Here is a 9,994-nt window from a genome sequence, read left to right as displayed (position 1 = left end):
GCTGTTACTCCCGGCGCTCCTGTTACTCCCGGCGCTCCTGTTACTCCCGGTGCCCCTGTTACTCCCGGCGCTCCTGTTACTCCCGGTACCCCTGTTACTCCCGGCGCTCCTGTTACTCCTGGTGCCCCTGTTACTCCTGGTGCCCCTGTTACTCCTGGTGCCCCTGTTACTCCTGGTGCCCCTGTTACTCCTGGTGCCCCTGTAGGACCTGGTGCTCCTGTTACTCCTGGTGCTCCTGTTACTCCTGGTGCTCCTGTTGGGCCTGGTGCTCCTGTTGGGCCTGGTGCTCCTGTTGGACCTGGTGCTCCTGTTGGGCCTGGTGCTCCATTTGATTCAGAAGTTAGTAATGCTACATCATCTAATAATACATCAGCAGAACCTGCGAGCGGCAGACTATTTATTACTACAAGTGCCATCGCGGTTCCTGCTGGAGCAGGAGTTGTATTCCCGTAAATTTCTAGCCAGATATTATTTTCTACATTGGGAATCCTGTTCTCTGGAAGATTAATGATTAATCCGTACCCTAGAAGATTAAATAAATCATCATAATATACAACCGATATACTAATTGGCGCACTTGGTCCAATGCCAACTTTAGAGAATGAAGCAAGAAACTCAAATTGCTCGCCTTCTTGAATATCCACAAATTGAAAAATAAAAGAATTAGAGTCATTACCAGTTAATCTTACAGAAAAGTAACCTGCATGAGAAAATTCGCTTGTAATTACGGCGTTCACGCCTATCCAAGGAGTAAGCGTACCGGTTTCAAAGCTGCCATTCACAATCAGATCTTCAATTGACAAATTTTCCCCTCCTATTCTAATAAATTATTTGCTTCAAACATTTTTATTTGGAAAATGCTCAAGCATACAACATTTTATGTACAAGCTCTAATTATTGACAGGACACTTTCATCTGGTAAAAAGCACATTTTACAACAAAAGCGATAAAGAGCTACACTTCAATCAGCAGAAAAACACATGAGAAACAGGAAGCTGGATTGAATTTTAAATCGTTATTACTCCGGGACTTCAGGTAATACCACTATAGATACAAAAATCGCTAAAGGCACTCCGGAAGAAATTTATGTTTTTTCACCATTTCTTTCTTTGCTTCTTTTCATATGTTAATAATAGGAACGGAAAAATAGGAGGAAATAATGTCGAATTTTTCAAATGAAGAAATTATCGAGTTAATCAAACACAATCGCATTGATCGCGCTAAGGCATTCATACATCAATTAGAGCAAAGCAACGGGACAACTTCAGAAATCTATTTGTTACATGCATTGCTAAATATAAAAATAGAGAATTACGAAAATGCCTGGCTTTGGTTATGGAGAGGACTAGATGAATTTCCACAGCATCCGCAAATCAACTTGTTGATGGCGGATATCTGCAAATTACGAAATCAATTGAAGGAATCGGACTACTATTTGCAACGGGCAATTACGTTTAATATAGATGCGGAATATACGCAAAAGATAGCCTCCAACACCGAAACCCTCAGAAATGCACTAACTGGTTCACAAAAAAATGAGCCATTGCGTATTCTCCAAGGAACAATAGAAATTGCTAATCAAATGAACACTTTATCTTCTGCACTTGCTAAACAAAGTATCTTTTCTAAAACATTAAATTACTATCCCTACTATTTAAATTATTCATCCGATTATACGTGGTCCATGCTGAAGGAAAGGAATTCCCCCGACTTAAATAAGAAGCTAAGAAGGCTAGCCGAACGATTTCTTTCTGAATATCATCTTTTTCATTTTCACTTCGGCACAACTTTTACCCTTGATTATTCGGATCTTCCCATTTTTGATCAATGGAAAAAACCTCTTATCATGCAGCATTGGGGAAGTGATATTCGTCTACAGTCAAAAGCATCGGCCATGAACCCATACGCACTTGTTAAAAATAAAAATGAAGACCAGATCAAGTACAGTCTTTCGATTTTATCGAAACATATTAAGAATTGTATCGTCTCTGACATGGAGCTGTATCAATATGTTCATGATTTTTATGAACATACACATATCATTCCAGCATTGATAAATACAGAAATATACACTCCTCAAAAAAACCATGACAAAAATCCCCGACCGCTTATTGTTCATGCCCCCACTTCTCCGCATATTAAGGGTACTGCGTATATTATGAAAGCAATAGAAGATTTACAACCAACATATCACTTTGATTTTCAGCTTGTTCAAGGTAAGTCGCATTCTGAGGCAGTTGCGATGTATCAAAAAGCGGATATTATCATTGACCAGCTTCATATTGGAAGCTATGGGCTGTTGGCTGTTGAATCCATGGCAATTGGAAAAACAGTTATTTGTTATATCAGTGATTTTATGAAAGACCATTATCCTAAGGAGTTACCGATTATATCGGCAAACCCAGACACGATAAAAATGGTCCTAGAGAAACTATTAAACAACCAAGATCAATTACCCGAAGTAGGAATTGCTGGGCGTAACTATATTGAACAGCACCATGATATGGTTAAAAATAGTCAAAAAGTACTGGAACTTTATCAAACTTTTTTTAAAAATAAGTAAAACCGGGCTAAAACTTGCCCGGTCCTTTTTTATTACGTGAATTATTTTCCCATGAAAGATTTATGGCCAGATCCCTCAATAAGTTGCTACTTTATTACTCTACCTGGATTGCCGACAACCGTCATATTAGCAGGAACATCCTTTGTAATCACGCTGCCCGCTCCGACAATGGCATTTTCACCAATAGTTATGGCCGGTAGCAGCGTTGCATTGTTGCCGATTTTGGCCCCCCGTTTAATAATTGGTCCTTGATGCTTGAAATTTCCCATCCCCATATACTTATCATTGGAAGATGAACAACAGGGACCGATAAATACCTCATCTTCGATCACCATATCTGCCGTTATATAACAACCTGTTTGGATGGTCACACGATTACCAATAATTGTGTTTGTTTCCACTATGGCGTTGCGTCCGACAATGCTGTCTTCACCGACTGTGACCCGTTCGCGAATGCTTGTTAAATCCCCGACGAAACTGCCTTTTTCTAATTTTACATGGCGGTAAATAACACAGTTACAGCCAATCGTGACATGATCCCCAATCATTAATGGGTCAAGAATATTTCCTGGCTTACGAGCCATTTTTTTATTGGATGAAGTGGGTTTGCCAAGAACCGTCAGTTCACCAATTTGAACAAAATCACCAATTTTTGTATCCCTTTTAATAATCGAGTTATGTCCGATCGATACATTGTTGCCTATTACAACATTTTCTTCAATGACAACGTTCTCCCCAATTGTTACATTATCACCTATTTGTGCTGATGCATGGATCATACACATGCCCCCTTTTCCGCTATACATTAAGAGAAGCTGCTACCCGTAGTAAAGAGAGAGCTTGCTTATGCTGCTATAATTGCTGATAAATCGTTAAAAGCTCGTTTGTCACGCGATTAGCCGAATGATAGGTTTCCACATATCTTCTTCCAGCCATTCCGATATCATGGCGTCGCTGCGGGTTTTGAATTAACTCGAGGAGTACATCAGCAAGCGTTTCCGGTGTAGCCTGTACAATTGGGAGATCAGGAGGGAACTTGCTACGAACATCGTCTCTAATAAAAGCTACGACTGGCTTCCCCATCGCCATAGCTTCCACACTGAACATTCCATATGTGCCGCACAGGAGCTGATCAATAATAATATCTGCCTTCTTATACAAAGTTAGCGCTTCTTCATGACTCCTCTTTTCAAGAATCTGATAGGTAAATTCACCCTTCCCTTGAATTTTCTGAATAGCAGCTTCTACATGATCCGACCCCTTAAATGATCGATTCGTTGGGGCATGGATAATCAATGGATTTTGATTTGTAACGGATGGATATGTTTCCACAAAGTCTTCAATATTACAGGCAAGAGGTAATACAAATACGTTTTTGTAATAGTCTTTTACATAAGGATAGGCCTCATAATCTTGAACAATGGCTGTATCAATATACTGTGATAGTGTGGTTAGCTGCTTATGAATTTCTTCATCAGAATAATAGGTCGGAGGGAGCGGGTAGGGATTCAACCTGCTGACCATCTCAGCACTACGCACATCACTCCCCCAATGATGCATCACCATCTTCTTCCCCATTTCCTTTAAAAGGGGGAGATCAACAAAATCCTGCATAAACGTGTTGGCATTATGGAAGTGAAATATATCAGTATTCTTAATAAGAAAATCCAGTTCCTTCATCACCTCAAATGCATCCGTATTGATAATATCTCCTTTATAGTTCAAATACGTGTGAAAACAGTTAAATCCAGCAGCATGGTGACCTTTTTTCCTCAGTTCTTTACAGATAATCCCCATCTGTCCTGCAATTTCAGTTGGGGCATGCACAATTTTCATACACATCTCTCCTTCCGCTATAGTATATTCACGTAGGATAAGTTGGTTAGCTGTAACTGAATAAATGGGGACATGCGGACTCACCATTTATTCCAGGGGCTCATACGCTGTAATAGGACAAAAAGGAAAGGGTGGAAATCGTTTGTCAACAAATCAATATATGTCAGCTGAAGAGCTCGGTATACAAAATCATCTTTGCCTGCTTCCCTATGGAGAAGAATCTGAAAATGGGATTACCAATTGGACTGCCGAAGACTTAAGACCGTATCAATCCTATTTAGTGAATGGAGTCGCTATTGATTCGATGTTTGGAGGCTTGATCTTCAATCCAATTAGTGGGAGAAAAAATCATTATATTTACCCGATGTATACCGATTTTGGTGAATTAGCTGAAAAAGAGGATTGGAAACTGACGTTAAAAAGTCTTTTTATGGACGATTATAATTTGGATGCTGCAGCTGGTAACACCGTTGATGGAAAGAAAACGGATATATGGGTAACCATGCCCTATCCCGTTCTTACACAAACAAAGTTTGGTAAGGTAGAAGGGGAAAAGATTAATTTTAAAATTGAAGAACACCGATTCTTAGCGATGTCGTGGTGGATTGAAAAGTTTTTGAGTAAATGGAAAAAGTCAAAGCATCTCCAAACAAAATTAACCTTCCAAGGATTTGTCTGGCCTCGAGCCTCAATTGACAGCCGTGATGAAAGCCTTGTAAAAAAGGTTACAGCCTTTATTCGCCAAAAAGGATTGCGATCCTTATGGCTTCAGCAGTATGGCTCTACTGGATGTGTGGAATGGAAGGAGTTTGGATTTGATGCTGCCTGCACCCATCCTAACTTTTATGGAAAAATAGGGCCAGACTTTAAATGGATTGCAAACTCAACGGTATTTGCCCAACATTTCCAGGTTGGCATGCAAATTTCCTATGGTAAAGGCATTCTTTTTAAAGAAAATCATTTGCTTGATTATTTAAATTACGGCGTATATAACGATTACATGAATAAGAGTCTTCTCGTTTTTCAATTTCCTAATCAAACTATGCGGGATATTTATGAAAATCATCCTACCGAATATGTTTACCTCTATTCCTTCATTAAAAAAGCCTATGCACCTATTTATCCTACTGCAGCATTCCCAACATAAAACATGGTAACTGGTTTCAAAAGAAACTTATGGAACCGGTTTTTTTTTCTATTAAAATGGGTAGCTATCAAAAAGAGGCTGGTTCAAAATGGGTAGTTGTTCCTATTTGAACCGGCCTCTATCTTTTTATAACTTTACTTACACCTTTAAATTTGAATAGATTTTTATCAATTGATCAGCCACTCTATCATGTGAATGATATTTTTCCGCATAGCGGCGGCCCTTTATTCCATATTGTCGCCGTAGCTCCGGGTTTGTAAGTAGCTTTTTAACCTGTTCAAATAAATTATCAGGATTAGCATTCACAATCGGCAAATCGGAAGGAAAGGATGATTCCGCAAGATCGGGACGTATATAGGTTACAACTGGCTTACCAAGAGCCATGGACTCAACACTTAGTAATCCGTAAGAGCCGCATAATACCTGGTCAATGATTAAATCTGCCTCTCGGTATACTGTAATAGCTTCCTCGTGATTCATTTGTTCAATTCGGCGATACTCAAAAGAGAACTCTTCTTTCAATCTATTAATCTTCTGTTCAATATATAAGGTACCCTTAAAATCAGGGTTTGTTGGCGCATGAAGGATAAGCGGGCGATCTTTCCCAACAGACGGATATTGCGGCTGAAAATGTGTCAGATCAATGGCAATAGGTACTACATGTACCTTTTCATAATAGTCCTTTACATACTCATATACTTCATAGTCCTGAACAATCGCCTCCTTAATAAATGCTGAGATTTTCATTAATTTGGCATGGATATCTTCATTTGGCGGTGAATCACCAGTATAGACATAGGGATTGTTCACTCTTGCTTGATCATGAAACCTTACATCATTCCCCCAGTGATGCATAATCATTTTTTTATTTCTATGTTTAATTTCTGGCAGATCTGTAAATTTCGGAGAAAGGGTGGTTCCGTAATGAAAATGGAACAGATCAAACTCTTCAAGAATCTCCTGAACCCGTTCCTGAAGCCCCCTCTCATCCGTATTAACAAGATAATCTTTATAACCTAGATAAGAGTGGAAGGTATTATAACCAACAGAGCAATGCCCCTTTTTTGACAGGGCACTGCTCAATATTCCCATTTGACCGGCGATTTCAGTTGTTCCGTGGAAAATTTTCACTTTTTTCCTCCTCTTTCAGCCATGCAAACGTTTTGGCGATCCCCTCTGCGATCGAATGGGGCTTTTTCCAATTTAATTCAGCATGGATTTTCTCTGCTAGAATGCTCCTTCGCTGTACGACATCGACTTTTCGTTTCGGTGCAAACTGCAAGGATAGATCTGTTTGTCCACTTATCTTCTGAACCACTTTTGCCAGATCGAGAACACTTGTTTCTATCCCTGTTCCGACATTATAAACATGTCCTATGGCTTTCACATCCATCACTGCCAGCAATACGGCATCCATTGCATCCTCCACATACGTAAAATCTCGCGTCTGGCTCCCGTCACCAAAGATGATCATCGGCTGTTGATTAAGCACAGCTTCAAAGAATTTTGCTACAACTCCACAATAAGGGTTCGTGGCAAGCTGGCCTGGACCATATACATTTGAAAACCTCAGAATAGTTACAGGCAATTGATACATTTGATGATACACATGACAATAATGCTCCATCGAGAATTTACTAGCTGCATATGGAAGTTTAATATTATAGTAAGATTCCGGTGTAGGGAGGATATCAGCATGACTGTAAATGGATGTAGTTGAAGCGTAGATAAACCGTTTTAAACCCGGACAGCATTCCTGTGCCTTTTGAAGGAGTAAATACCCTCCGTATAGATTTGTATCGAAATCATCATTCATATTTTCTACGGATAAGACAAGATTTTTACAAGCAAAGTGAAAGATATACTCTACATTAGGCAAAACCTCTTCTAAGACTTTTTCATTTGTGATTCTTTCTTCATAAAGAGTAATGCGCTCAGAGTGCGGGATGGCATCCTTGTTTCCAGTTGATAAATCATCGATAATATAAATATGGTCACATATTGGCATAAGTCTTCTCACTAGCTGTGATCCTAAAAATCCCGCTCCGCCTGTAACGACAACACTTCCAAGATTCATGATTTATTTTCTCCCTTTCTTTCCATGTCAGATGTAGAGAATGATGATAAAGGAAAGGACACAACTTCCTTAGACAATTCCGATTGGTAAATTGCAAAAATAATATCGAGAGCCTTTTTTCCTTCCTTTCCATCAATCAGGACATGCTTATCTGGTGAATTTACCGCTTCAATGAGGTCCTCATACATATAAATCTGCTCATTTCCATCGCGAAGTAGTTGGTGGAGTTCCTCCTCATTCGTTTCCTCTTCCTCAATGAACCAACGAGAGATTTTATTGAGGGAAGGGCCTTCAATGGAAATGGTTCCTTTCTCACCAAAAATAGATAACGAATATCCTAAATTAGCAGGCTTGGTCACGATATTCGCCTCCACAATCCCCTTTGCTTGATTTTTGAAATTTATGATTCCGACTGCTACATCCTCCGTTTCCTTTAATAGAGACGGTTGATTCGTTTCTCCGTAAACGGTTTGAACGTCACCAAGAAACCATTGAAGCAAATCAACAAAATGAATGCCTTGATTGATCAACATTCCACCATCGCTCGCCCATTTCCCTCTCCAAGAAGCAGCTGCATAATAGTCGGTTGACCGATTAATCCGAATAGAAGAAACTCCTAAATAAGGTTTTCCAATTCTTCCCTCATCAATGATCCTTTTGATCTTTTGCATCAACGGCCGAAAACGCAATTGATGACATACCATAAGCTCCTTTTGCTGTTTTTGTGCCAGTGCAATCAATTCATTGGAATCATCAATCGATAGAGCCATCGGTTTTTCAAGCACCACATGTTTTTGAGAAAGAAGTGCGTCTTTGGCCATAGTGGCATGCAAACCCGAGAAAGTGGCGATAATGACTGCATCTATTTGCGAATCGCTGAGCATTTCTTTATAATCCTGATAGCATTTGATAGGGTGAGTATGACCTGATGTAGTTTGGTAATATACCTTTGATTCATCCATTCTCGCCTCATGAAGATCACTAATTGCTACTAGCTGTGCCCCCATACAACTGGCTAGTGCTTGAAGATGTTTTCTTGAAATATAACCACACCCGATTAGGCCAAATCGAACAGCCATTTAGTTCCCTCCATTTTGTTGCAGAATAGCAATAATTTGATTTTGTTCATCCTTTGATAAAAACGGATGCATAGGAATGGCAAACAGCTTTTCCGATAACGATTCAGCTATTGGGAAATCCCCCTTCTTATAATCCAGTTTGAGGTATACTTCCTGTAAATGCAGACAGAGCGGATAGTAGACTCCCGTTTGTATCCGTGCATTCAAAAACTCCTGCATTAGTTCTTCACGACGGTCTGACTCAATGCAGAACAAGTGATAGATATGCGAACGGTTATCTGATTCCAATGGCAATTTCACATGTGGTACACTCCCAAGGTATTGCTGATAGCGTTCAGCAAGCTCCCTTCTTTTTTGATTCCATTCATCTATTTTAGTCAGATTCACCAGCAAGATCGCTGCATGTATTTCATCAAGGCGGCTGTTATAGCCAATACGGTCATGATAATATTTCTTCGTTGATCCATGTGTCCGTAGCTTTCTAATCTTTCCTGCCAGTTCTGCATCTGAAGTCGTAATGATCCCGCCATCTCCCATAGTTCCGAGATTTTTAGTTGGAAAGAATGAGAAACAAGCAGCATCTCCCAAACTGCCTATTGCCTGATTCTTATAGGTAGCCCCAAACGCTTGACAGGCATCTTCAATAACGAAGAGCCCTCGCTTTTTAGCAATCTCGTTTATTTCATCCATATCAGCAGGCTGCCCGAATAAATGTACAGGAATGATCGCCTTTGTTGCTTTCGTTATTTTTTTCTCTATTTCAAAAGGATCAATATTATAGGTGACGGGGTCAACATCTGCAAAGACCGGCACTGCCCCGACTTGTGAAATTGCTTCCGCACTTGCAAAGAATGTAAATGGGGTCGTAATAACTTCATCTCCTGGTCCTATTCCATAGGATTCAAGTGTGAGAACAAGTGCATCGGTACCATTGGCAACAGCAATTGCTTCTGTGACACCTAACCGTTGAGCAATTTTTGCCTCCAGCTCTTTGACCTTTGGACCTAAAACATATTGACCACTATCAATGACTTCTGTCATTGCTTGGAGTACTTCATCTTTGACACTTTGAAACTGACGTCTTAAATCTACCAGATTAATCATCCACTTCTCCTTATCTTTATATCAAATCTGCCTGTACATATTGCCGCTTGTCCGTAAAAAGAAACCAGATGCACATCATTTGATATAATAATGAATTGTAATTCTCCCTAATCTATGACATCTATACTCAAGGTGAAACGGCTGGTAACCAATCTATTCATTTTTCTGTAAGTCGATTTTTCCACATA

9 protein-coding genes are annotated in these 9,994 nt (G+C 39.8%); 2 read left to right on the top strand and 7 right to left on the bottom strand.

The window, feature by feature from the left end; all coding sequences use genetic code 11:
* The coding region (locus G6554_RS25580) for an NTTRR-F1 domain (RefSeq protein WP_207627595.1) at nucleotides 1-803 on the bottom strand (803 nt) is incomplete at its 3' end.
* A 356-nt stretch (nucleotides 804-1,159) separates the two neighbouring features.
* Between G6554_RS25580 and G6554_RS11900 the strand changes: the two genes are divergently transcribed.
* Entirely contained in the window at nucleotides 1,160-2,563 is a 1,404-nt protein-coding gene (locus G6554_RS11900) for a glycosyltransferase (protein ID WP_166242050.1), read from the top strand.
* Between the two features lie 86 nt (nucleotides 2,564-2,649).
* Here the strand turns inward: G6554_RS11900 and G6554_RS11895 are convergent, their stop codons facing one another.
* Both G6554_RS11895 and G6554_RS11890 read right to left on the bottom strand, forming a co-directional pair.
* Nucleotides 2,650-3,342, bottom strand: a complete 693-nt coding sequence (locus G6554_RS11895; protein ID WP_166242048.1) for an N-acetyltransferase — start codon at nucleotides 3,340-3,342, stop codon at nucleotides 2,650-2,652.
* Nucleotides 3,343-3,415: 73 nt separating this feature from the next.
* A complete protein-coding gene (locus G6554_RS11890; RefSeq protein ID WP_166242046.1) occupies nucleotides 3,416-4,399 on the bottom strand; it encodes a glycosyltransferase in 984 nt (327 codons plus the stop codon).
* A 142-nt stretch (nucleotides 4,400-4,541) separates the two neighbouring features.
* On the opposite strand from G6554_RS11890, the gene G6554_RS11885 reads away from it, so the two are divergent.
* Complete coding sequence (locus G6554_RS11885) at nucleotides 4,542-5,546, top strand: DUF4855 domain-containing protein (protein ID WP_166242044.1); 1,005 nt, start codon at nucleotides 4,542-4,544, stop codon at nucleotides 5,544-5,546.
* A gap of 138 nt (nucleotides 5,547-5,684) precedes the next feature.
* Here the strand turns inward: G6554_RS11885 and G6554_RS26215 are convergent, their stop codons facing one another.
* The 4 genes from G6554_RS26215 to G6554_RS11865 are packed head-to-tail and all read right to left on the bottom strand — an operon-like array spanning nucleotide 5,685 to nucleotide 9,806.
* The gene (locus G6554_RS26215; protein WP_166242042.1) at nucleotides 5,685-6,677 is read right to left on the bottom strand and encodes a glycosyltransferase family protein; all 993 of its coding nucleotides are present in this window, start codon (nucleotides 6,675-6,677) and stop codon (nucleotides 5,685-5,687) included.
* The gene (locus G6554_RS11875; protein WP_166242040.1) at nucleotides 6,652-7,623 is read right to left on the bottom strand and encodes an NAD-dependent epimerase/dehydratase family protein; all 972 of its coding nucleotides are present in this window, start codon (nucleotides 7,621-7,623) and stop codon (nucleotides 6,652-6,654) included. The genes G6554_RS26215 and G6554_RS11875 overlap by 26 nt, the downstream gene beginning before the upstream one ends.
* Entirely contained in the window at nucleotides 7,620-8,702 is a 1,083-nt protein-coding gene (locus G6554_RS11870) for a Gfo/Idh/MocA family protein (protein WP_166242038.1), read from the bottom strand. Before G6554_RS11870 ends, G6554_RS11875 begins: the two co-directional genes overlap by 4 nt.
* On the bottom strand, nucleotides 8,703-9,806 hold the full coding sequence (locus G6554_RS11865; RefSeq protein WP_166242036.1) for a DegT/DnrJ/EryC1/StrS family aminotransferase: 1,104 nt from the start codon (nucleotides 9,804-9,806) through the stop codon (nucleotides 8,703-8,705).
* Nucleotides 9,807-9,994: the final 188 nt, after the last annotated feature.

Source organism: Bacillus sp. MM2020_4 (assembly GCF_011250555.1).
GTDB lineage: Bacteria > Bacillota > Bacilli > Bacillales > Cytobacillaceae > Neobacillus.
Note: the sequence above shows the minus strand (reverse complement) of the source record. Positions and strands in the feature narration are given on the sequence as shown.